This window comes from Thalassotalea coralli (assembly GCF_055786205.1).
Genome location: NZ_JBVVBK010000001.1, coordinates 413880 through 436078, shown reverse-complemented (window position 1 = coordinate 436078; position 22199 = coordinate 413880). Strand labels below are relative to the sequence as shown.

Here is a 22199-nt window from a genome sequence, read left to right as displayed (position 1 = left end):
CGCATTATACGCAATTAGAGTAATTATTCAACAGTTTTAGAGTAAAAATTCTACCCTAATAGCAAGGGTAAATTGCTTCTTTAATAAACTTAACTGAATTGAACGATAACAAAAAAGAGGCAAACAATTGCCTCTTTTTTGTCAAACGGCAAACCTAAATAGGATACAGATTGCCTAAGGGAAACTTACATCTTTAACTGGTATAGAAAGTTTTACCTTCAGTAGCCATGGTAACTAACCTTTCGCACGGCTCAAATCGCTCTCCAAATTCAGCTTTAAATTGATTAAGTTGTTGAACAACTTTATCAATACCTAAACTATCCATATAGCGGAACGGGCCACCTAAAAATGGTGGAAAGCCTATACCAAATATAGCGCCAATATCACCATCTCGTGCGTTACGAACAATACCTTCATCTAAACATCTTGCAGCTTCATTTAGCATCATAAAGACACTGCGTTTAACTGCATTGTCTTTATCCATTGACTTAGATGAGTCAATGGCAAGCAGTTTGTAAACAGATTCATCAACTTCTTTCTTTTTCGTGTCGTAACGGTAAAAACCTTTTTTCACTTTCTTACCTAATCGCCCGTCGTCAATAAGTTGACTAAAGGCTGCTGGAGGAGCAAACCTTTCACCTAACTCTTTTTGTAAAATAGGGCCAATTTTTGAGCCAACATCAATACCAACTTCATCTAACAACTGCATTGGTCCAACTGGAAAACCGAACTTCACCAACGCGCGATCTAGCTCGTCAATTTTTCCGCCTGATAACAAAGTAATCGCCGCCTCGTTCATATAAGGCGCTAGAATGCGATTAACATAAAAGCCTGCTTTGTCTTTAACAACAATTGGCGTTTTCCCTTGTTTTTTAGCAAGCGCAACGGTAGTTGAAATTGTCTCATCTGACGTGCCTTCATGAGGAATAATCTCTGCTAATGGCATTTTGTCCACCGGCGAGAAATAGTGTAAGCCAATAACTTGCTCAGGGCGCTCTGCACCTTCTGCTATCTGACCAATAGGTAAACTAGACGTATTAGATGCGAAAATAGTAGACTGCTGACACTCTTTTTCGATGTCTTTCACCATATTCTGCTTAAGATTTAAGTCTTCAAATACCGCTTCAATAACCATGTCAGTATCTTTAAAACCTGCAAAATCAGTAGCGCCAGTTATCATTGCCATCTGCTTTTGCATTTCACTGCTGCGCATAAAGCGACGCTTAACTTTTTTATTGAGTAAATCATATGAGTATTTAAAGGCGTTTTGTAATCCTTGATGACCTATGTCTTTAATGCGTACTGCAAGCTTTGCTTTGGTCGCAGTAACAAAGGCAATGCCGCCGCCCATTAAACCACCGCCTAACACAGCAACCTTGTTGACTTTATTTGGCTCGACTCCTTCAACGCCCTGCTCTTTTTTCATTTCGGTAGTAGCAAAGAAAATCTGCCTTAACTGAAATGACTCTGGCGTCATGACTAATTGACCAAATTGATCAGCTTCTAACTGATAACCTTTTGCAGGAGCCTGTTCAACGCCCATTTTTACGCAATCAATAATTTTTTGCGGCGCAGGATAGTTTCCTTGTGTTTTCTTAGCGACGGTTTTACCAGCTTGATCAAAAAGTACTTTGCGGCCAAAGGGCGTTTTTTCTAACACTTTACCCACTAAATTCAGCTTTACTGGCTTATAGTGATTTTTTCCAGCCTTTATTTTGCCCGACAAAATAGCCTTTTCAGCAACGTTAAGTAGCACGCTACTAGGTACGACATCATCCACCAAACCGGCTTTCAACGCTTGTTTAGCTCGTAATTGCTTACCAGTTAGCATCATATCTAATGCTTTTTGAATACCTACTAACTTCGGCAAACGCTGAGTCCCACCGCTTCCTGGTAGTAATCCGAGCTGTACTTCTGGAAGACCTAAGGCAGTTTTGCCACTGTCAGTACAAATACGTGAATGACAAGCCATCGCTAACTCTAATCCACCGCCTAAGCAAGCGCCATCTATTGCAGCAACTACTGGAATTGGTAGTGCGGCGATTTGATCAAACACGCGTTGTCCTTGACGAGAAAGTGCCGTAGCTTCTTCGGCCGTTTGACAGCTCGCTAACATGTTAATGTCAGCTCCAGCGACAAAAGAACCTTCTTTACCTGAATGTAAAACTACACCAACAAGTTCTTGATTTGATTTAAGTTCAGCTAAAATTTCTGAAATTTCATCGGCAAATTCTGCTTTTAATGTATTCATGGACTCATTAGGAACGTCCATTTTTAAATAGGCAACCTTATTGTCTTTTACCGATAGTTGAAAGGTTTTACCTTGAACATCCGTCATTATTCTGTCTCCACAATCATGGCTGCACCTAAACCACCAGCAGCACAAGCTGTTGTCAGCCCTGTACCACCGCCTCGACGGTTTAATTCATTAAGAAGCTGTACGATAAGTCGAGTACCCGTAGCAGCAAAAGGGTGCCCATAAGCTAAAGAGCCCCCCATTACATTGAATTTATCCATATCTATGTCGCCAATAGCATGAGATTGGCCTAATTTTTCTTCAGCAAACTTTTTACTACCGAACATTTTCATGTTAGCTAACGCTTGGGCTGCAAATGCTTCATGCATCTCAATAAGATCTAAATCAGCTAACTGCATGCCAGCACGCTTAAGCGCTATTGGAGTTGCGTAGCTTGGTCCCATCAACATATCCTGCCAAACATCGATAGCAGCAAAACCATAACTTTTTATATAACCAATAGGTTGATAACCTAACTCTTTCGCACGCCCCTCTCGCATTAACAGCACTGCAGAAGCACCATCAGTTAACGCGGTACTGTTAGCAGCAGTCACTGTGCCATGCTTGCGATCAAACACCGGGCGAAGTTTCGCGTAAGCGGCAAGCTCAGAGTTTTCACGAATACAATTATCTTTATCAATAAAGTGCTTGTAAGGCTCAACGTGTGCAGTCATTACCTCATCAGCTAACTTACCTTGCTGCCAACTTTCTGTTGCCAAGGTGTGCGATCGATGTGCAAGGGCATCTTGATCTTCACGAGAAATGCCATGAGTTTTCGCCATTTGCTCGGCCGTTTGTCCCATAGAAAGACCCGTTGAGTATTCAGCAACGGCAGGAGGAACAGGTAATAAATCTTTAAACTTTAACGCAGAAAATAGCTTCAAGCGCTGACCAAGTGTTTTCGCTTTGCTTGCATCTAATAATGTTCTAGCTAACTTTTTCGACACGCCAATAGGTGCTACTGAAGAAGAGTCTGCACCACCAGCGATACCGATATCAACCGTACCAGCCATAATAGACTCGGCAACATTTACTGTACTTTGAAAACTTGTCGCACAGGCTCTAGATACACTATATGCATCGGTATGAACGTTCATACCCGTGCCCAAAACAATCTCGCGAGCAATGTTTGGTGCTTCAGGCATTTGTACCACTTGGCCAAACACCAACTGGTCAATAAGTTTTGGGTCTAAGTCAACTTTGTTAATCAACTCGTTAACAACAATTTTTCCTAAGTCTACGGCAGGGACGCCATGAAACGCAGTAGCTTGTTTAGCAAAAGGCGTTCGTAATCCCGTAACAACGGCTATACGCTCACCATTGGCTGTTTGTAATTTTAATGACATGCTTGTTCCTCAATTTCAAGAGGTCTGACCTCTTTGTTTGAATTCATTCTAACGTCATCTGTAGAGAATTCAACCGTAATCCTAAATTGCAGCTTCAAAGCCAGCATACTCAAGAATAGTTCTAATTAATAAAAAATGCCTTTGCTCAAAAATGTTTACAAATTTTTTGTGGCACTTGAATTCTATTTGAGGAACCATATATCCAATAAAACGTCGAATAACTTCGATATTAAAATTGATAAAAAAATAAGATAAAAACGTTATGTCTATCGAGCATTTTTCTACTCTAAGAGAACATCTTTGCCAACAAATTATTGGACAAGAAGCACTTGTTGAAAACCTACTTATCGCCCTGCTTGCCGACGGTCACCTGATCGTAGAAGGGCCACCGGGTCTTGCCAAAACAAGAGCCGTAAATGCTTTAGCGCAAGGACTTGAAGCAGACTTTCACCGCGTTCAATTTACCCCAGATTTATTACCGGCAGATTTAACGGGAACTGACATTTACCGCCCTGAAGATGGAAGTTTTGTTTTCCAATCGGGTCCTTTATTTAGAAATTTAGTATTAGCCGACGAAATTAACCGTGCTCCTGCTAAAGTTCAATCGGCTTTACTTGAAGCGATGGCAGAAGGCCAAATTACAGTAGGCCGCAATACCTATCCGCTGCCAAAGCTGTTTTTGGTTATGGCAACGCAAAACCCGATTGAGCAGGAAGGTACCTACCCACTTCCAGAAGCTCAACTTGATCGATTCCTAATGCACCTGGAAATTGACTACCCTGACGCAGAGAGCGAACTCAATATTTTAAAGCTTAATCGCGGTGAAGCCCTAGCAACAGAAAAGAAAAGTGTTAGCGAGATTTCTCAAGACGATATTTTTGCTGCCCGTGAGCAAGTGTTAACTATTCACATGGCGCCAGCTATAGAGAAATACATTGTTGATTTGATCATGGCATCACGAAAGCCCGAACAATATGACGAGAAATTGAAACAGTGGTTAGCGTTTGGCGCAAGTCCTCGAGCAACGATTGCTCTCGATCGTTGTGCAAGAGCAAGAGCATGGTTGCATGGTCGTGATTTTGTTGGACCTGAAGATGTGCAAGCTGTCTTTCACAATGTATTACGTCATCGTATTTTATTAACCTATCAAGCAGAAGCAGAAGGTATTACTACTAATAAGTTGTTAGATCGTTTACTGAGCTTAGTTGCGGTAGGTTAATATTGTCGCTATGTGGTTATCGTCCAATAAAAGTAAGCCAAGTAATGTAAGTGAAGGCTTACTTTCCGAGTTAAAATCAAACGGTGTTGAGCTTTCGATTGATGAACTTATTGTTTATCAAAATAAAGCGTCTTTGATCAGGCTAAATGGCAGCCGTCAACTTCATGGTCACATGAGTGGCAACTATTTAGCACGGTCAAAAGGTCGTGGCATGGAGTTTGATGAAGTTCGACATTATCAAACAGGCGATGACATTCGCACCATTGATTGGCGTGTTACCGCTAGAACAGGAAAAACACACACTAAATTATTTAGAGAAGAAATAGAGCGGCCTGTTATTATTGCCACAGATTTAACTCGCAGTATGCTATTTGGCTCTAGACTGCTTTTTAAATCGGTTCAAGCAAGTCATCTAGCGGCATTAATCTCTTGGCATACCAAACAGCGTGGTGATAGGCTCGGTGGCATTGTTTTTAATGATCACACCCATACAGAGTTAAAACCAAGAAGTCGAAAGCACGGTGTACTGCATTACCTCCATGCTTTAGCTACTTGTCATCAATCGAGTTTACAAACGTCGACAGAAGCTCCCCTCTCTAAAGAACAAAGTGATCAATCGTTCGCAGAAAACTGTTTGCGCTTAAGGCAAGTATCTCGCCCAGGTTCTATGGTATACCTGTTGACTGACGGTCATAGTATTTGCCAAGACGCGATACGCCATTTAGCTAATATTAATCGCCACTGCGAATTAGTCATTTGTTTAATATCTGACCCTATGGAACACAATTTACCAACAGTCGATAATAAGCAAAATGTAGCGATTACCGACGGTAGCACGAATCAAACTCTTACCTTAGGCGACAAAAGCACAGAAGCAAAGTACCGAGAACAAGCTCAAGCCTTTATTTCAGATAAAGAAGCAAAGCTGCTGAAAACGGGGGCAAGAGTTATTCATTTCGATGCTGGTCAAACGTTAGAAGAACAACTAAAAGACGGAGTTGCATCATGGATCCGTTAGCACAATTAAAAGACATTCACCCACCCGAGCAAATCAGTGACTTTCCTTTTGCTATCGGCTGGTGGGTTGTCGCACTTTTACTTATAGCGATGCTTATTGTCGCTGTTTACAAGTACATTAAGCACCGCCGTTTGTCTCAAGCAAAAAAACAAGGCCTTAGTTATATTCAGCAGCAAGCCAATAGTGTTGAACAAATCGTTTCAGGCGTTAAGTGGCTATGTATGCAGTACTTTCCTCGTCAGCAAATTGCTGCTCTACACGGCGAACAACTACATCAGTTTTTACTCAGTAAGTTACCAGACAAGAAGCAAAACAAGATTGATAGCGACTTAGCTAAACATTTATCTAGCCACTACTCAGCGCCAAAACGTGAAGGCGAAGGTCACGGTGAAGATTTAAACCAATTAAAGTCCACCATAAGTTATTGGATAAATAACGCTCTTCCGCCTAAAGGCCAGTCAAAGGAGAATGCACAATGATCTCATTTGCCTTTCCTTGGGCTTTTGCCTTTTTAATATTGCCTATCGTCACTTACTTCTTGCCAGCCAAAAAAGCAAAAGAAAGCGCCGCGCTTAAAATGCCGACATTAATGTCGCACACAGGTATCATTGAACAAGACGGTAAGCGTCGTAAAGTTCCACTAATTCTGGTTATTATTACTTGGTTACTACTGGTTGTTGCTGCGGCACAACCTCAATTTCTCGGCGAACCAGTGAACATACCAACGGAAGGTCGCGAAATGATGGTTGCCGTAGACCTTTCAGGCAGTATGCAAGTTGAAGATATGTCGTTAAACGGTTCAACGGTTAATCGCTTAGAAATGCTGAAAGTTTTACTCAGCGAATTTATTGAACGTCGAATAGGCGATCGAATCGGTTTAATATTGTTTGGTGACGATGCTTACATGCAAACGCCAATGACTTATGACCGAGAAACCGTTAAACAAATGCTTGATGAAACCGTGTTGGGCTTGGTTGGCAAACAAACGGCAATAGGTGATGCGATTGCACTCGCTGTAAAACGGTTTGATGCGAAGAAAGAATCAAATAGAGTTCTCATCTTGCTGACAGACGGACAAAACACAGCAGGAAAAATTACCCCTGAACAAGCGCTCGAGTTAGCAGTAGCCAAGGACATTACCATTTATTCTATAGGTATTGGCGCTGACGTGATGATCCAGCGTTCTATCTTTGGTAAACGCCAAATTAACCCTTCAAGCGAGTTAGATGAAGAGTCTCTGCAAAACCTTGCCGACCAAACGGGCGGAAAATATTTCCGAGCGAGAAGTAGCGAAGATATGAGCGAAATCTATCAGTTACTTGATGACTTAGAGCCTATTGAACAAGATCAACAACAAATGCGCCCGTTAACCACCTTGTTTTATTACCCGCTAGGCTTGGCGTTAACCCTCGTATTTACCTATTTAGTGTTACTTTATTTAAGCCAATTTAGTTTTGCTCCTCGCCGCAAAATAACTGAGGAGCAATAACATGGAACAATTTCACTTTATTCGCCCTTTTTGGCTTTTAGCGGTATTTGTTTTAGCGATAGCGATTTATCTATTAAAGCGCTATCGAATCAGTCAATCAGGTTGGACAAACTTATTGCCGCCACATTTAGCTAAAGTTCTTGTTACTGAAGGCCAAGCGGCAAAACCTATGTCACTGACATTACCTGCCATTATCGGTTTACTCGCCATAATCGCGATGGCTGGCCCTACGTGGAAAAAACTACCTCAACCAGTTTATCAAATTGCCAAAGGCTCAGTATTGGTGATGGATATGTCTTATTCCATGTACGCGACAGATCTTTCTCCTAACAGGTTAACTAGAGCTCGCTACAAGGCCATCGACCTTCTATCAGAAATAAAAGAAGGTGAGATGGGGCTCGTTGCTTATGCAGGAGATGCTTTTACCATAAGCCCACTTACCGAAGATATGGGTAATATCGAGCTATTGCTACCTTCATTAAGCCCAGACCTAATGCCAGAACTAGGCAGCAACCCCCTAGCAGCGTTAACGCAGGCGAGTGAAACGTTGAAAAATGCAGGCCATTTAGAAGGCGACATTTTTTGGTTTACCGATGGCATTGAGCAAGAAGAAATTCAAGACATAGTTGAGTGGTTGAGAGAATCCCCCTACTTCTTGCATATTCTTGGTGTAGGAACGGTTAACGGCGCACCAATAAAATTAAATAATGGGCAACTCCTAAAAGATAATAGTGGCCATATTATTGTCCCTAAATTAACGGAAAAAGCGCTCCAAGTTATAGCTGAGCAGGGACAATCTAGGTATGTTCGCTTAAGTTCAACCAATGACGATATCGCGACTTTACTAGAGCCTAGAATTGTGAGTGAAGATGAAAAACACAAAGGAGAAAGCCAACAAACTGGTGATCAATGGCAAGATTTTGGCCCTTACCTTCTACTATTAGTATTGCCTTTAGCGTTAGTTTACTTCAGACGAGGCATTCTATTGTCATTCACACCAATGCTAGCAATAGGCTTAGTCAGTTTAACTTCACCGCCTAGCCATGCCGACTTTTGGACCGATTTGTGGAAAACCAAAGATCAACAAGGTCAAGCACTGTACAACAAGCAGGAATATCAGCAAGCCGCTAACACTTTCAACAATCCGCTATGGCAAGGCAGCGCACATTATAAAGCGGGAGAATTTGAAAAAGCGTATCAAGCATTTCAGCAAGATAAAACGGCTAATGGCTTTTATAACCAAGGGAACGCTCTTGCTAAGTTGCAGCAAATAGACCTAGCCATTGCCGCATATGAGCAAGCTATATCACTTGACCCAAACCACGAAGATGCAAAGGCCAACAAAGAGTTATTGGAAAAGCTGAAAGATCAGCAGCAACAAAATCAGCAAGATGGCGATTCTTCTGACGAGCAGCAAAATCAAGATCAGCAACAAGAACAAGATGGTGATCAACAACAAAGTGATCAGCAAAACAGTGAACAGCAGCAATCTGAGCAAGAGCAGCAACAAAATAGCGAGAACCAAGAAAGTCAAAATCAAGAGCAGAAAGAACAACAAGATGCTCAAAATCAAGAAAACCAAGACCAGGAAAAGACTGACGAGCAAAAAGCACAGGAACAGCAAGAGCAGTTAGAGCAAGAACAAAAAGAGCAAGAGGAGCAGCAGGCAAAAATGCAAGAGGCACAAGAAAAAGAAGCCAATCAAAAGCATCAACAATTGCTCAATAAAGTAACGGATGACCCGTATTTGCTGTTAAGAAATAAAATGCAACTTGAATACCAAAAACGTCGTCAAGGCCGCGCATCAGTGGGAGAGAAGAAAAAGTGGTAAGAATAATTAGTGTATTGTTAGGGTTACTCTTTACAGTACAAGCAGCAGCTGTCACCAAAGTTACAGCGACAATCGACAGAAACCCTGTTGTTGTTAATGAATCTTTTTTATTAACAGTAGTTGCCGATGACGACGTAGCAAGCAACGCCTTAGACACTTCGGCCTTAATGGCCGACTTCATGGTAGGCCATACCTCGGTAAGCTCTCAAACGCGAATGATCAACTTTAAAACCACACGCTCTACTACGTGGACAACAGAGCTTGTTCCGAAAAAAGCGGGTAAGTTGACGATTCCTTCCTTAACTATTGAAGGGAAAAGCACCGCTCCTATCAGCGTGATAGCTGTTGAAGCAAATAGCCGAGAAGCGGCCAGCCAAAAAGATATATTTGTCAAAGCAAACGTGTCTGCTAACGAGGTCTATGTTCAACAGCAATTAACCTTAACCGTTAAACTATACTTCGCTGTTGAATTAAAAAGAGCGAGTTTATTAGAGCCTGAATTTGATGGTGCCACAATTAGCGCTTTTGGTGATGACAAAGACAGCGAAGATATTATTGACGGTCGCCCGTACAGAGTTATTGAACGCACTTACACCATTAGCCCGCAAAAAAGTGGTCAGTTTGTCTTAAAGCCTCCCACTTTCAAAGGCCATGTAATGAAGCCAACAACAAGGCGAAATAGCTTTTTAAGTTACGCGGAAACTAAGCCTGTTACTGTGTTAGCAGATCCTATCGATATTACAGTGAAACCCGTACCTGACAATTTTCAGGGTACTTGGCTTCCTAGCGAAGTATTAACCATTCACCAAAGCTGGCAGCCTGAGTCGCCAACTTTCACCGTAGGTGAACCCGTTACTCGCGAAATTACGGTAACAGCGGCTGGTTTATCTGAAGAGCAACTCCCGAAGATTGAAATGAGCTTACCTGAAGGTCTAAAGCTTTACCCTGACCAGGCTGAAATGCACACAGGCTTAAACAACAATCGCTTAGTCAGCCAGAAGTTACAGAAATTTGCAATCGTGGCAAGTCGACCAGGGACTTATGAATTACCGGAAGTATCAATTCCTTGGTGGAATACCAGAACAAATAGAAAAGAAATTACTACCTTACCTGCGCAAACCATTGTTGTTTCACCAAATGAAGAGTTTACTCAACAAACAGCTAGTCAGGTTGAACCAACCAGTACGCAAAACCCGATTACAGCGCCTGAAGTAAAAACAGTCGTTGTCCAGCAAGCAAGTTGGTTACAATGGCTATTCCTAGCCCTATGGTTGTTAACTAGCTTAGCTTGGTTTGTCAGTGCACGTTCAGGTAAAAAAACAAAGCATTCAATAGTGACACCTCAAACAACTATTACTGATCCTCAAAAGCAGCTTATCGCCGCATGTAAAAGTAATGATGCTAACAATGCAGTGTCTTTATTAACACCTTGGTATAACTCTTTAGGTGGAGAGAAAGTATCTTCTCTCAACCAGTTAATAGCTGATTGTCGTGATGAAGAACTTGTTACAGCAGTCAATGAATTACAACAAACGCAGTACAGTGCTAATCCTCAGCCTTGGCAAGGAAACAAATTACTAAAAGCCGTTAAAGCATTTAATAAACAGGCTAGTCAAAATGCATCAAACAGTAGTTTCGCACTTAATCCTTAACTGAAGCCTCCTCAGAACAAGCGCCAAGTTTGATTAACATTCTCAAACTTGGCGTATTAGTCTATAAATATTAAATCTACCTGAAATTATTTTTACCCTCGTTAGGTCTATTAAACCATGGCGACAAAACAAGTTAGATATGAAGCACTAGTAAAAGCATTGCATGGCGATTTGTATCGTTACGCATACTGGCTAACACATGATAGTCAGGTTGCAGAAGACTTAGTGCAAGAAACATTTTTACGCGCATGGCGTGCTTTAGATTCGTTAAAAGATGAGAAGGCTGCGAAGTCTTGGTTAATCACTATTTTACGAAGAGAAAACGCCCGACGCTTTGAACGAAAGCGCTTCGAAATGGGCGAGTATGAAGAAGCAAGTATTTCTGATACCCAGTCTACAAGTACCGAACAGGAAATTGAAAACCATTGGTTACGCGAAAAAATATCGCAATTACCTTTGGAATATCGCGAGCCACTGGTACTGCAGATAATTGGAGGATTTACTGGGGAGGAAATTGCTGATCTACTCTCACTAAACAAAAATACGGTGATGACCCGTTTGTTTAGAGCAAGAAACCAATTAAAAGAAGCATTAGATGAAGAACCAAAAGCACGAGGTTTTCAAAATGGATGATTTGCAATTTAGACGCAGTATTTATGCAGATCCCAAGTCCACTGATCCGGATATCTTGGCTGCAAAATCTGCCGATCCTTCAAAAGCTAAGTTCGCTCAAGAAATTGACGAGCTTGACAGTAAAATCGCTCAGGCGCTTTCTGTTCCTGTGCCAGAGGAATTAAGTGAAAAACTTATTCTTAGACAGTCGATGGCAAGCCATCAACAACAGAAGCGCAGAAGTAGAATTAAATTAGCAATTGCCGCGTCTGTGACATTAGCGATTGGTGTCGTTGTTAATCAATTGCAGTTTTCTCACGCTTATAATTCAGTGTCAGATTACGCAATTGCGCATGTAGAGCATGAAGCCCATTATTTTACTAATGAAGACGAAGCAACTGTCACATTAGCTAAACTAAACAAAAAGATGTCTTCGTTTAACGGTGAGTTTTCCGACACTATGGGCGATTTACTCATGGCAGATTTTTGTCGCTTTGATGGCATGAAGAGTTTGCACTTAGTGTATCGAGGCGAAAATAGCCCTGTTAATGTTTTCATTATTCCGGACGTTGAACATATAAAATTCAGCCCGATATTTGACAACCAGCAGTACAGAGGCGTGGTGAATAAGTTTAACAATAGTCGCGTGATTATCGTTGGTGATAAACAAGAGTCACTCGAAAAATGGCAAGATAAAATGAATCAGGGCATTAGCTGGTCAATATAAACAGTCGTTTATATCAAATAAAAAAACAGGAGCTATGCTCCTGTTTTTTTATTTGTACTTCAGTATTGCTTACCCAGTAGCTTTGTCAAAAGTATCGCTTATTTCCTCGCTAGGCTCAGCAGTGAGCTTACTCACTAAAATAACGGCAATTGACGCAAATATAAATCCTGGCACGATTTCATACATAACACTACTCAAAGACTGCCCGTTAATCGTGACTGGCAAGTAAATCCATAGCAATACAGTCGCTGCGCCCACAAGCATACCCGCTAAAGCGCCTTGCCAATTCATACGTTTCCAGTACAAACTCAAAATAATGACAGGACCAAAGGCAGCGCCAAAGCCGGCCCATGCATTACTCACTAAGGATAAGATAGAACTGTTTCTATCATGAGCAAGAAATATGGCTAATAAAGACACCACAAATACTGACATGCGCCCTACCGCCACCAATTGTTTTTCTGAAGCATCTTTATTTAGGAACGCTTGGTAGATATCACTCGTTAATGAACTAGACGTAACCAGCAATTGTGAAGAAATCGTACTCATAATTGCCGCTAGAATTGCTGCTAATAAAAAGCCTGTAATTAACGGATGAAACAGCAACTGTGACAACAATATAAAGATAGTTTCAGCGTCATTTAACTGAACCTGATGCTGTTCAATGTAAGCGATACCGACTAAGCCAGTCGCCATAGCCCCAATTAATGAAACGATCATCCAGCTCATCCCTATTCGACGAGCAGTTGGTAAATCATCTCGGCTTCTTATTGCCATAAACCTAACGATAATATGAGGCTGACCAAAATACCCCAGCCCCCAAGCCATTGCAGAAATAACTCCAATGACAGTGACACCACTAAACATACTTAGTAGCTCAGGATCGATAGAGTCGATAGTTTGAGTCATTCCAGAAAGGCCGCCAACTTCAGATAACGCTACAAATGGCACTAATACCAGCGCTAAAAACATAATGCAGCCTTGAACAAAATCAGTAAGACTTACCGCTAAAAAACCACCAAACAGTGTATAAATTACAACTACGCCCGCGGTAATAAATAGCCCCGCTTGATAAGGCAAGCCAAAAGAGCTTTCAAATAGTTTACCGCCAGCAACAACACCAGAAGAAGTATACAAGGTAAAAAACACAATAATCACGATAGAAGAAACAATACGTAACATACGGGTTTTATCGTGAAATCGATTCTCGAAGAAATCAGGCAAGGTAATCGAATCATTTGCCAATTCGGTGTAGCTTCTTAATCTTGGCGCGACAACTAAATAATTTAAAAATGCACCAATTACTAGCCCGATGGCAATCCAAATACTTTCCATGCCAGACAAATACATAGCACCAGGTAAGCCCATTAGCATCCAGCCGCTCATATCCGATGCACCAGCTGACAATGCTGTCACTGACGGACTTAAGCTACGCCCTCCCAACATGTAACCTGACACGTCACTTGTTGATTTTTTATAGGCATACCAGCCTATCGCAAGCATAACGATAAAATACAAGCCTAATGATATAAGTGTTCCAATTGCCAAATTGAACTCCTCTACATATTCTTATAATCAATGACACACATTTAGAAACAAATATGAAACAAAGATGAATTTAATAAAATGTTACTATACGCGTTTATCCATGCAGTATCATTTATTTCAGATAAATCCCCGAAAATATGCTATTAAATTCATCGCTATCTCCAAAAAAACGGGTGAAATCTATCGTTAAATTTTCTATATTCATAACTATAGTTACGTGTCGCTGTTTAGTTACTTTGCGATCGATTTAACGTTAAAATGAATACAACACACAACCCTAAAGCACGTTATTCTTCATAGCGAATAACCAATGCCACTAACTAAATAAAGCTAAAGGAAAACTATGTACTTTTACGCAGCGCGCCAACCTATTCTCGATAAGGATAAAAACCTTTTCGCTTATGAGCTGCTTTTTCGTGACAACATCGACAATGTCTTTCCCAACATAGATGGCGACGAAGCTACCAGCAAAATGATAGAGGCAAGCAAATTTAATTTAGGAATTAGTGAGTTTACGGGTAAAAAGCCAGCGTTTATTAACTTTACTCTGGAAACCTTGTCAAAAGGCTATCCAAAAATGCTGACCACAGATGAGCTTGTTGTTGAAATTTTAGAAACCGTTAAGCCGGGTAAAAAACTACTTAGCGCATGCCAAGAATTGTTTGAACTTGGATATACTATCGCGCTGGATGATTACGAACACCAAAGTGTTTGGGCTCACTTTTATCGATACGTAAGCATAATCAAAATCGATTGGCAAAATACCAGCATAGAGCAAATAAAGGAAATAAAGACCGCAATCAGCGATTACCCAAAAATAAAATTACTTGCTGAAAAAGTTGAAACTTATGAAGAGTATCAACAAGCATTAGAGCTTGGCTTTGAACTTTTCCAAGGCTTCTTCTTTGCCAAACCTGAAATGGTAAAAACCAAATCTTTATCGCCTTCACAAATGGCGATGGCAGAATTGTTATATGAAACGTCTAAGCCAGATTTAGACCTTGCTTCCATTACGCAAGTGTTTGAACGTGACGTGTCTTTATCATATAAATTGTTGAGATACGCTAACTCTGCAATCTTCCGTCGCAGAAACGAAATATCAACCATAAAGCAAGCGTTGGTAACACTGGGCTCTGGAGAATTAAAACGCTTTTTAGGTTTATTATTTGCAACAAACGTAAACCCAGATAAGCCGTCTGAACTAATAACCGCAGCAATGGCACGCGCTAAATTCTGTGAGCTAGTAGCAACTGAAATGAAGCCCCCAGTAGACACGTCTATTGCCTTCTTGACAGGTCTTTTGTCTCTTATTGATGCGATTCTCGACGAAAAACTAGAAAGCATTATGGAAAAACTGCCATTAGCGCCAGAAATTAAGAACGCCCTACTCACCCGTAAAGGCAGCTTAGCCGCATTGATTATTTTGGTCGAACAAATTGAGCACGCCAACTGGGATAAAACAGCGTTAGTGATAGATAAGCTCAAAGTGGACAAAGATACGTTAGCGAAGCACTATCAGGACGCTCTTACATGGGCTGATGAGCAATCTTCTCTTAGTTAAAAAAGAGTAATACCAATGACATTGGTATAATGACGACATAGTAAAAAAAATAGCGGCTAAATGCCGCTATTTTTTTATAAGCTCTCGCTTATTTATATCCATTTGGATTTTCAGATTGCCATCGCCATGTATCAACAATCATTTCATGCAAGCCTTTATCAGCTTGCCACGCTAAAAACTCATGCGCTAGGCTAGCATTGGCGTAGACTGTCGCTATATCTCCAGCTCTTCGAGGCACAATTTTAAAAGGAACCTCTCGCTCACTAACTTGCTTAAATTTTTCCACAATTTCCAGCACGGACGTACCATTCCCTGTCCCTAAATTAACTGCTTTGCACCCAGTCATACTATCAAGCTTTTCAATAGCTTTAACATGCCCTAACGCAAGGTCGACAACATGAATATAGTCACGAACGCCTGTACCATCAGCAGTGTCATAATCATCACCAAAAACACTTAATTCTGGTAAACGCCCCACCGCGACTTGCGCAACATATGGGAGCAAATTATTAGGTATACCATTAGGATCTTCACCCATAGTACCTGAAGCATGGGCGCCAATAGGGTTAAAGTAACGTAAATTGATAATTGACCACGCATCATCACTTTTCGCTAAATCAAATAGAATTTCTTCTATCATCAATTTTGTTCTGCCATAAGGGTTCGTTGCAGAAGTAGGCATAGTTTCTACTAAAGGCGAAGCATTACTTTCACCGTAAACCGTTGCTGAGGAGCTAAACACTAAGTTTTTAACGTCATACTCAGCCATTACGTCAAATAACGTCACAGATCCTGAAACATTATTATGGTAATAACTTAATGGGATCTGGTTTGATTCACCTACTGCTTTTAAGCCAGCAAAATGAACAACTGCATCGACTTTATTTTGAGAAAATATCGCCTGCATCGCAGATTTATCGCAAATATCAGCCTTGATAAACTGAGGGCGTTTTCCTGTGATAGCGGCAATTCTATTTAACACTTCTTCTGAAGAGTTACTCAGGTTATCAACAATAATAACTTCATGACCTAACTGCAGCAACTCAACTACAGTATGACTACCTATGTAACCTGTTCCACCTGTAATAAGTAGGTTCATTTTGTCCTCGATTCGATTAATTTAACTATAATATTGTGTTACGCGATCAATAAATTCTGATACCAGCTCTTGAGGTAATTGATTTACGCCTGCAGCAGCAGCTCTACCACCGCCCGTGTCAAAGCTTGCACAAATGTCGCCAGCACCTTGTTTGTTATTAAGTGGTGCACGTAAGCTCACAGTGTAAGTGCCATCAACATTAATCGTAAATACCGCGTGTGCTTTATCAGGAGACATATTAGCTAACGCATTTCCAAACACACCGCTTACTCTTCTTGCCCATGGTTCATCGGGCAAAACAACCACCTTACATTTAACGTTGTCCGCAAGAATTTCTGCTCTTTCGGCAAGCGCCATATCAGTATTATAAGCTGACTCTAGCTGCTGGTATAAACCATTTTCTTCCGCAATCAACGTTAATGGGTCAGCGTATTGTGTCAATTTCTTAAACAGCTCGTCAGGTGCAAAATGCAGATCTTCTACACTTCGCCCATAACCGTTATAATTAATGTACACACCTAAGTTGTTCAATAGCTGCTTTTGTTGCTGTGACAAACCATTTTCATCAGCGAGCACATCTGCCGATTTAACCATATTATCGCCATAAGCAGCGGCTATCGCCCAGTTTACATATTTATTGTTAAGCTTTTTATTTACTAACAAACTAGTACAAGTATTTGGATCAGTATCTATTAACACTTCTAAGTTGTTATTTGATGGGATATCACCTGGGCGATGATGATCACAATAAAAAACGTCAATATTCTTAGCTAACAACGGCATTAAAGCTTCGGCATTCTTCTCCATAGAGATATCTAACACTGTAACAGAAGTCGCCTTAGTTACATCGACCTGTTTTAGTAGATTAATGTCGCGTTTTACACCTGTAATTAACTTACTTTCTTTTGGCTCTGATAATCGCAGTTGCAATAGCGCTAAAATGCCATCTGCATCGCCATTAAAAACATCGTAATGCATAGCACAATCCCTTAAACGATATATTGTTGTTCAATAAGAAAATTAACAATTTGTTGAGCACATTCCTCAATGCTTTTCTCTGCGGTTTTCACATGAATCTCTGGTGACTCAGGAATATCGTAACCTGAGTCAATGCCGGTAAAATCTTTTATCTCGCCTGCTCTTGCTTTTTTATACAGGCCCTTAGGGTCCCTTTGCTCACAAACTTCAATGGGGGTATCAATAAAGACTTCTATAAAACTACCTGCTGCCAACTTTTCGCGGGCCATTTGGCGATCGCTAGCAAACGGAGAAATAAATGCAGTAGAAACAATTAATCCTGAATCAACAAACAGTTTGGCCACTTCGCTAATGCGGCGAATGTTTTCAATGCGATCCTCGTCACTAAAACTAAGATCGCCATTTAGGCCATGCCTTACGTTATCGCCATCAAGTAAATAGGTGTGATTATTACGAGCAAATAGCAAAGCGTCTACCGCATTAGCAATTGTCGACTTCCCAGAGCCACTTAAGCCAGTAAACCACAAAAGACATGGGCGTTGTTTTTTCTGTTGTGCGCGCTGTTGTTGCTGCACTTGTTGTTCATGCCAAACAGTATTTTCAGTTTTCATAACATATTTTTCTATAAGGTTTACTAAAAGGGAAAGAAAATTGGGATCAAAGTGATCACAACGATTGAGTAGGTGATTGATACCGGCACACCATACTTAATAACATCAATAAATCGATAATTGCCAGCGTTATAAACCATGACATTGGTTTGATAACCAAATGGGCTAATAAAGCTGCCACTAGCCGCAAAAGCGACTGCCATCACAAACGGCAACGGACTCACGCCTAACCCTAACGCAATATTATATGCGATAGGGAAAATAAGGGCTGCAGCCGCACTGTTAGTTACTAGCTCAGTAATCAGCAAGGTCACCACAAAAATAACAACCAAAGTAAAAAAAGCACTTTGCCCCTGTAAAACCGATTCTATATTGTCAGCTAGCAGCTGAGCTACACCACTGGTATCTAGTGCTTTTGCTAACGTTAGAGCCCCCAGCACTATCATCCAAATTTCTAACGGAAACCTTCGCTTAATTTCATTAACGGTCAGACTATCAGTAAAGACCAAGATCGCAACGTAAAATATTAATGCTTTAAGCAAAGAAACATCCGTCAATACAGATGTCATTACCGCAGCGATAAAGCCAAAAACAGTTAAAGAGTCGCGCCAACCGGATAGCATATTGTCGGGCTGGTGACCTGATAGAATATAAAAGTTTTTACTTAAGTTAGTACGCGTACTAAAGTCGTTACCCACAGCTAAAACGAGAAAGTCACCAGGTTGAATAACTAAAGACCCGAGCTTACCCGATAGAGCGGCACCTTCACGACGAACGGCGACAACCGCAGCGTCAAATCGCGCTCGAAATCCTGCTCGTTTCAGTGTTTTACCAACAACCGAAGAGTCTGGTTTAATAAGTACTTCTGTTAAGTTATCTCTCAGTAGGCCGTCTTGTTCTGCAAACAAGGTTAAACCGTCAAACTGTTGTAAAATTTTTACTTTGGAGACGTCGCCAGTAAAAATAAGTTTGTCACCTTTTAAGATAATTTCGTCTGGTGCGACAGGCGAAATTAGCCGGCTATCCCTAATTACTTCAACCAAAAATAAAGAGTCTAGACTTCTCAGACCATTTTCTTCTACGGTTAAACCTATCATTTTTGAATCACTACTCACTCGAGCTTCCAGCAAGTAATCTTGATTTTTCATTTGCTCCGGCTCCATATCAGGCAAGCTATATTGCCGAGCAAGGATAATGACCAGACAAATGACCAACGCTGTGAAACCTATAGGTGTAAAATCGAAAAACCCTAAACTCTCTAGTCCTTGCTCAATCAGCATGGTATTAACAATTAAGTTGGTCGACGTACCAACTAAGGTTAATGTTCCACCCAAGATCGCTGCAAATGAAAGTGGTAAAAGCAATTTCCCTGGATTGATAATACGATTTTTCTTAATTGTTGATATTAGGGCAGCGACAACAGCAGTATTGTTCATAAACGCTGAAGCGACTGCCGTGTAGACTAAGGTTTTTACCGTCGATAAAAAAGGCTTTCCGTTTATCATCACCGAGGACAGTCGCCTTAAAATACTGGTACGCTCAAATGAAAATGAGGCTAGAACCAATAAAATTAGGGTGACTAAACCAGGGTTAACGGCATTATTTAGAACGTCTTGTGTATCAACGAAAGAAAGAGAAAGGCAAGCTAACATTGCAACGGCAAATACTCGCTCTGGTACTCGTTGAAACTTTAACAGTCCCGCAAAGGTAAGAACAAAAACCGCTATTAATGCCCATTGAGAAGCTACCATTAATATTATAATCCTTGTGTAGCAGCTAGCCTAAATGTAGATGTATCAGTTGCTCTTCTTTTTTGCAAGAAGAGCAACTAGATTTTAGGTAGTATTTATTTTAGCAACTTACTAATGTCACGCGCACCCCAATGAGGGAAGTGCTTTCTCACTAGCGCATTAAACTCAGCCTCAAAAGCCGAGATTTTCTGTTCTTCACCGGCAACAATGGCGTTATTAATCATACCGGCACCAACAGTAATGTTGCTTAAGCGGTCGACAATAATGAAAGCACCAGTTGCTTGATTATCTTGATAAGCATCAAAATGAAGTGTTTCCGCAACAGTAAAGTTCACAGAACCGATTTCATTTAAGCCAAGCTGGCTTACCTCGGTTTTCTCCATGGTATTAACGTTTACTTTATGCTCAAAGCTAGTTACATGACCAGTAGTTAGCTTACTACCATGTTTGATGTAGTATTCACGACCGGTTTCTAACTCGTCTTCATGCATCCAGACCACTGACGCATTAAACTCTTTCGAAGAAGTAGGAAGTGCACCTTTCCTAACAATCATCTCACCGCGACTAATATCAATTTCATCCGTTAGTGTTAGGGTTACCGCTTGACCTTTATCCGCTCTTTCTAAATCACCATCAAAAGTTACAATCGATTTAACGGTACTTGTTTTTCCTGACGGAAGGGCAACGATTTCGTCACCAACTCGGATGTGACCAGAACCAACAGTTCCTGAGAAACCACGGAAGTTAAGGTTTGGACGATTAACGTACTGTACTTGAAATCTAAACTCTGTGCAGTTTTCGTCGCTTTCTACATTTACGGTATTAAGGAGTTTCATCAACGTAGCGCCAGGGTACCATGACATATTGGCACTTTCTTCAACTACGTTGTCACCCATTAATGCAGAGATAGGTACAAATCTGACGTCTGTAAATGCTAATTGGTCGGCAAATTCACGATATTCTTTTTTAATCTCTTGGTAACGCTCTTGACTGTAGTCAACAAGATCCATTTTGTTTACAGCGATCAGAACGTGCTTAATGCCGAGTAAAGAACAAATGAAAGAGTGGCGACGAGTTTGAACTTGTACGCCATGACGAGCGTCAATCAGAATAATGGCTAAATCACAGGTTGAAGCACCTGTTGCCATGTTTCTGGTGTATTGCTCGTGGCCCGGAGTATCAGCGATGATAAACTTGCGCTTGTCAGTAGAAAAGTAGCGATAAGCAACATCAATAGTAATACCCTGTTCGCGCTCAGACTGTAATCCATCTACAAGTAAAGCTAAATCTACTGCTTCACCCGTTGTACCTGATTTTTTACTGTCTTTTTCAATCGCCGCTAACTGATCTTCAAAAATCATCTTTGAGTCGTGTAGTAAACGACCAATTAGCGTACTTTTACCATCATCTACGCTACCACAAGTTAAAAAGCGTAGAAGTTCTTTGTTTTCATGTTGTTTCAGGTATGCCTGAATATCTTGTTCAATTAATTCTGATTGGTGACTCATGAGAAAATCCTTACTGATAAAACGTGTCTAAAAAACAAAAAGAAATTAGAAGTAACCTTCAATTTTCTTTTTCTCCATTGAGCCAGCAGAATCATGGTCAATCACACGACCCTGACGCTCAGACGTTTTCGTCAGCAACATTTCTTGAATAATATCAGGTAGTGTTGCCGCTTCAGATTCAACCGCTCCCGTTAATGGGTAACAGCCTAGCGTTCTAAAACGAACATTCTTCATTTGAACCTGTTCACCTTCCTCAAGAGGCATACGATCATCGTCAACCATAATTAACGTACCGTCACGCTCAACTACAGGTCGTTTAGCCGATAAGTAAAGTGGAACAATTTCGATATTTTCCAGATATATATATTGCCAAATATCCAATTCAGTCCAGTTTGACAATGGGAATACTCGGATACTCTCACCTTTATCTACTTTACTGTTGTAGACATTCCATAGCTCTGGACGTTGGTTTTTCGGATCCCAGCGATGGTTTTTATCTCTAAAAGAATAAACACGTTCTTTTGCTCGAGACTTTTCTTCGTCACGGCGAGCCCCACCGAACGCGGCATCAAACCCATACTTGTCTAATGCTTGCTTTAAGCCTTGTGTTTTCATGATATCGGTATGTTTAGCACTACCATGAACAAAAGGGTTAATGTCCATAGCCAACCCTTCTGGGTTTTTATGAACCAATAATTCAAAGCCGTACTCTTTTGCTACGCGATCACGAAAAGCAATCATTTCTTTGAACTTCCATGTAGTATCAACATGAAGTAGTGGAAATGGTATTTTTCCTGGAGCAAATGCTTTTCGCGCAAGGTGAAGTAGCACAGCTGAGTCTTTGCCAACTGAATACAACATCACAGGCTTGTCAAATTCAGCCGCAACTTCGCGGATAATATGAATTGATTCTGCTTCCAATTTTTTTAAATGAGTTTGGCTCATCATTACGC

Annotated in this window: 18 protein-coding genes; 9 read left to right on the top strand and 9 right to left on the bottom strand. The window is 40.8% G+C overall.

Going from position 1 to position 22199, the window contains the following annotated elements:
* Positions 1-193: 193 nt before the first annotated feature.
* Both fadJ and fadI read right to left on the bottom strand, forming a co-directional pair.
* Positions 194-2338 carry a fatty acid oxidation complex subunit alpha FadJ gene (gene fadJ, locus ACOB80_RS01905; protein WP_473164107.1) on the bottom strand — a complete coding sequence of 715 codons (2145 nt, stop codon included), beginning with the start codon at positions 2336-2338 and terminating at the stop codon, positions 194-196.
* Complete coding sequence (gene fadI, locus ACOB80_RS01900) at positions 2338-3642, bottom strand: acetyl-CoA C-acyltransferase FadI (protein ID WP_473164106.1); 1305 nt, start codon at positions 3640-3642, stop codon at positions 2338-2340. Before fadI ends, fadJ begins: the two co-directional genes overlap by 1 nt.
* A gap of 262 nt (positions 3643-3904) precedes the next feature.
* Here fadI and ACOB80_RS01895 point away from each other — a divergent pair, with 262 nt between their 5' ends.
* The 8 genes from ACOB80_RS01895 to ACOB80_RS01860 all read left to right on the top strand — a co-directional run bounded on the left by ACOB80_RS01895 (position 3905) and on the right by ACOB80_RS01860 (position 12190).
* On the top strand, positions 3905-4861 hold the full coding sequence (locus tag ACOB80_RS01895) for an AAA family ATPase (RefSeq protein WP_473164105.1): 957 nt from the start codon (positions 3905-3907) through the stop codon (positions 4859-4861).
* A gap of 10 nt (positions 4862-4871) precedes the next feature.
* Positions 4872-5879, top strand: a complete 1008-nt coding sequence (locus ACOB80_RS01890; protein ID WP_473164104.1) for a DUF58 domain-containing protein — start codon at positions 4872-4874, stop codon at positions 5877-5879.
* Entirely contained in the window at positions 5867-6358 is a 492-nt protein-coding gene (locus ACOB80_RS01885; protein ID WP_473164103.1) for a DUF4381 domain-containing protein, read from the top strand. Before ACOB80_RS01890 ends, ACOB80_RS01885 begins: the two co-directional genes overlap by 13 nt.
* A complete protein-coding gene (locus ACOB80_RS01880; RefSeq protein ID WP_473164102.1) occupies positions 6355-7368 on the top strand; it encodes a vWA domain-containing protein in 1014 nt (337 codons plus the stop codon). Before ACOB80_RS01885 ends, ACOB80_RS01880 begins: the two co-directional genes overlap by 4 nt.
* A 1-nt stretch (position 7369) precedes the next feature.
* Positions 7370-9199: a vWA domain-containing protein gene (locus tag ACOB80_RS01875; RefSeq protein ID WP_473164101.1), complete on the top strand. Its 1830-nt coding sequence runs from the start codon at positions 7370-7372 to the stop codon at positions 9197-9199.
* Positions 9193-10851: a BatD family protein gene (locus ACOB80_RS01870; protein ID WP_473164100.1), complete on the top strand. Its 1659-nt coding sequence runs from the start codon at positions 9193-9195 to the stop codon at positions 10849-10851. Before ACOB80_RS01875 ends, ACOB80_RS01870 begins: the two co-directional genes overlap by 7 nt.
* A gap of 117 nt (positions 10852-10968) precedes the next feature.
* The gene (locus ACOB80_RS01865) at positions 10969-11484 is read left to right on the top strand and encodes a sigma-70 family RNA polymerase sigma factor (RefSeq protein WP_473164099.1); all 516 of its coding nucleotides are present in this window, start codon (positions 10969-10971) and stop codon (positions 11482-11484) included.
* Entirely contained in the window at positions 11477-12190 is a 714-nt protein-coding gene (locus ACOB80_RS01860; RefSeq protein WP_473164098.1) for a DUF3379 family protein, read from the top strand. The genes ACOB80_RS01865 and ACOB80_RS01860 overlap by 8 nt, the downstream gene beginning before the upstream one ends.
* Before the next feature lie 69 nt (positions 12191-12259).
* Here ACOB80_RS01860 and putP read toward each other — a convergent pair whose 3' ends face one another.
* Complete coding sequence (gene putP / locus ACOB80_RS01855) at positions 12260-13738, bottom strand: sodium/proline symporter PutP (protein WP_473164097.1); 1479 nt, start codon at positions 13736-13738, stop codon at positions 12260-12262.
* Between the two features lie 343 nt (positions 13739-14081).
* Here putP and ACOB80_RS01850 point away from each other — a divergent pair, with 343 nt between their 5' ends.
* Positions 14082-15299: an EAL and HDOD domain-containing protein gene (locus ACOB80_RS01850; protein ID WP_473164096.1), complete on the top strand. Its 1218-nt coding sequence runs from the start codon at positions 14082-14084 to the stop codon at positions 15297-15299.
* Between the two features lie 88 nt (positions 15300-15387).
* Here the strand turns inward: ACOB80_RS01850 and galE are convergent, their stop codons facing one another.
* The 6 genes from galE to cysD form a co-directional block, all read right to left on the bottom strand.
* Entirely contained in the window at positions 15388-16398 is a 1011-nt protein-coding gene (galE, locus tag ACOB80_RS01845) for a UDP-glucose 4-epimerase GalE (protein ID WP_473164095.1), read from the bottom strand.
* A gap of 21 nt (positions 16399-16419) precedes the next feature.
* Positions 16420-17376: a DHHA1 domain-containing protein gene (locus ACOB80_RS01840; protein WP_473164094.1), complete on the bottom strand. Its 957-nt coding sequence runs from the start codon at positions 17374-17376 to the stop codon at positions 16420-16422.
* A gap of 11 nt (positions 17377-17387) precedes the next feature.
* Positions 17388-17987: an adenylyl-sulfate kinase gene (gene cysC / locus ACOB80_RS01835; protein ID WP_473164093.1), complete on the bottom strand. Its 600-nt coding sequence runs from the start codon at positions 17985-17987 to the stop codon at positions 17388-17390.
* A 23-nt stretch (positions 17988-18010) separates the two neighbouring features.
* The gene (locus tag ACOB80_RS01830; protein WP_473164092.1) at positions 18011-19738 is read right to left on the bottom strand and encodes an SLC13 family permease; all 1728 of its coding nucleotides are present in this window, start codon (positions 19736-19738) and stop codon (positions 18011-18013) included.
* Positions 19739-19833: 95 nt separating this feature from the next.
* The gene (cysN, locus tag ACOB80_RS01825) at positions 19834-21246 is read right to left on the bottom strand and encodes a sulfate adenylyltransferase subunit CysN (RefSeq protein WP_473164091.1); all 1413 of its coding nucleotides are present in this window, start codon (positions 21244-21246) and stop codon (positions 19834-19836) included.
* 45 nt (positions 21247-21291) lie between these two features.
* Positions 21292-22191 carry a sulfate adenylyltransferase subunit CysD gene (gene cysD / locus ACOB80_RS01820; RefSeq protein WP_473164777.1) on the bottom strand — a complete coding sequence of 300 codons (900 nt, stop codon included), beginning with the start codon at positions 22189-22191 and terminating at the stop codon, positions 21292-21294.
* Positions 22192-22199: the final 8 nt, after the last annotated feature.

Coding starts and splice junctions, on each gene's coding strand:
- fadJ (WP_473164107.1), bottom strand. CDS start 2,338: ATGACGGATGTTCAAGGTAAAACCTTTCAACTATCGGTAAAAGACAAT.
- fadI (WP_473164106.1), bottom strand. CDS start 3,642: ATGTCATTAAAATTACAAACAGCCAATGGTGAGCGTATAGCCGTTGTT.
- ACOB80_RS01895 (WP_473164105.1), top strand. CDS start 3,905: ATGTCTATCGAGCATTTTTCTACTCTAAGAGAACATCTTTGCCAACAA.
- ACOB80_RS01890 (WP_473164104.1), top strand. CDS start 4,872: ATGTGGTTATCGTCCAATAAAAGTAAGCCAAGTAATGTAAGTGAAGGC.
- ACOB80_RS01885 (WP_473164103.1), top strand. CDS start 5,867: ATGGATCCGTTAGCACAATTAAAAGACATTCACCCACCCGAGCAAATC.
- ACOB80_RS01880 (WP_473164102.1), top strand. CDS start 6,355: ATGATCTCATTTGCCTTTCCTTGGGCTTTTGCCTTTTTAATATTGCCT.
- ACOB80_RS01875 (WP_473164101.1), top strand. CDS start 7,370: ATGGAACAATTTCACTTTATTCGCCCTTTTTGGCTTTTAGCGGTATTT.
- ACOB80_RS01865 (WP_473164099.1), top strand. CDS start 10,969: ATGGCGACAAAACAAGTTAGATATGAAGCACTAGTAAAAGCATTGCAT.
- ACOB80_RS01860 (WP_473164098.1), top strand. CDS start 11,477: ATGGATGATTTGCAATTTAGACGCAGTATTTATGCAGATCCCAAGTCC.
- ACOB80_RS01850 (WP_473164096.1), top strand. CDS start 14,082: ATGTACTTTTACGCAGCGCGCCAACCTATTCTCGATAAGGATAAAAAC.
- galE (WP_473164095.1), bottom strand. CDS start 16,398: ATGAACCTACTTATTACAGGTGGAACAGGTTACATAGGTAGTCATACT.
- ACOB80_RS01840 (WP_473164094.1), bottom strand. CDS start 17,376: ATGCATTACGATGTTTTTAATGGCGATGCAGATGGCATTTTAGCGCTA.
- cysC (WP_473164093.1), bottom strand. CDS start 17,987: ATGAAAACTGAAAATACTGTTTGGCATGAACAACAAGTGCAGCAACAA.
- ACOB80_RS01830 (WP_473164092.1), bottom strand. CDS start 19,738: ATGGTAGCTTCTCAATGGGCATTAATAGCGGTTTTTGTTCTTACCTTT.
- cysN (WP_473164091.1), bottom strand. CDS start 21,246: ATGAGTCACCAATCAGAATTAATTGAACAAGATATTCAGGCATACCTG.
- cysD (WP_473164777.1), bottom strand. CDS start 22,191: ATGAGCCAAACTCATTTAAAAAAATTGGAAGCAGAATCAATTCATATT.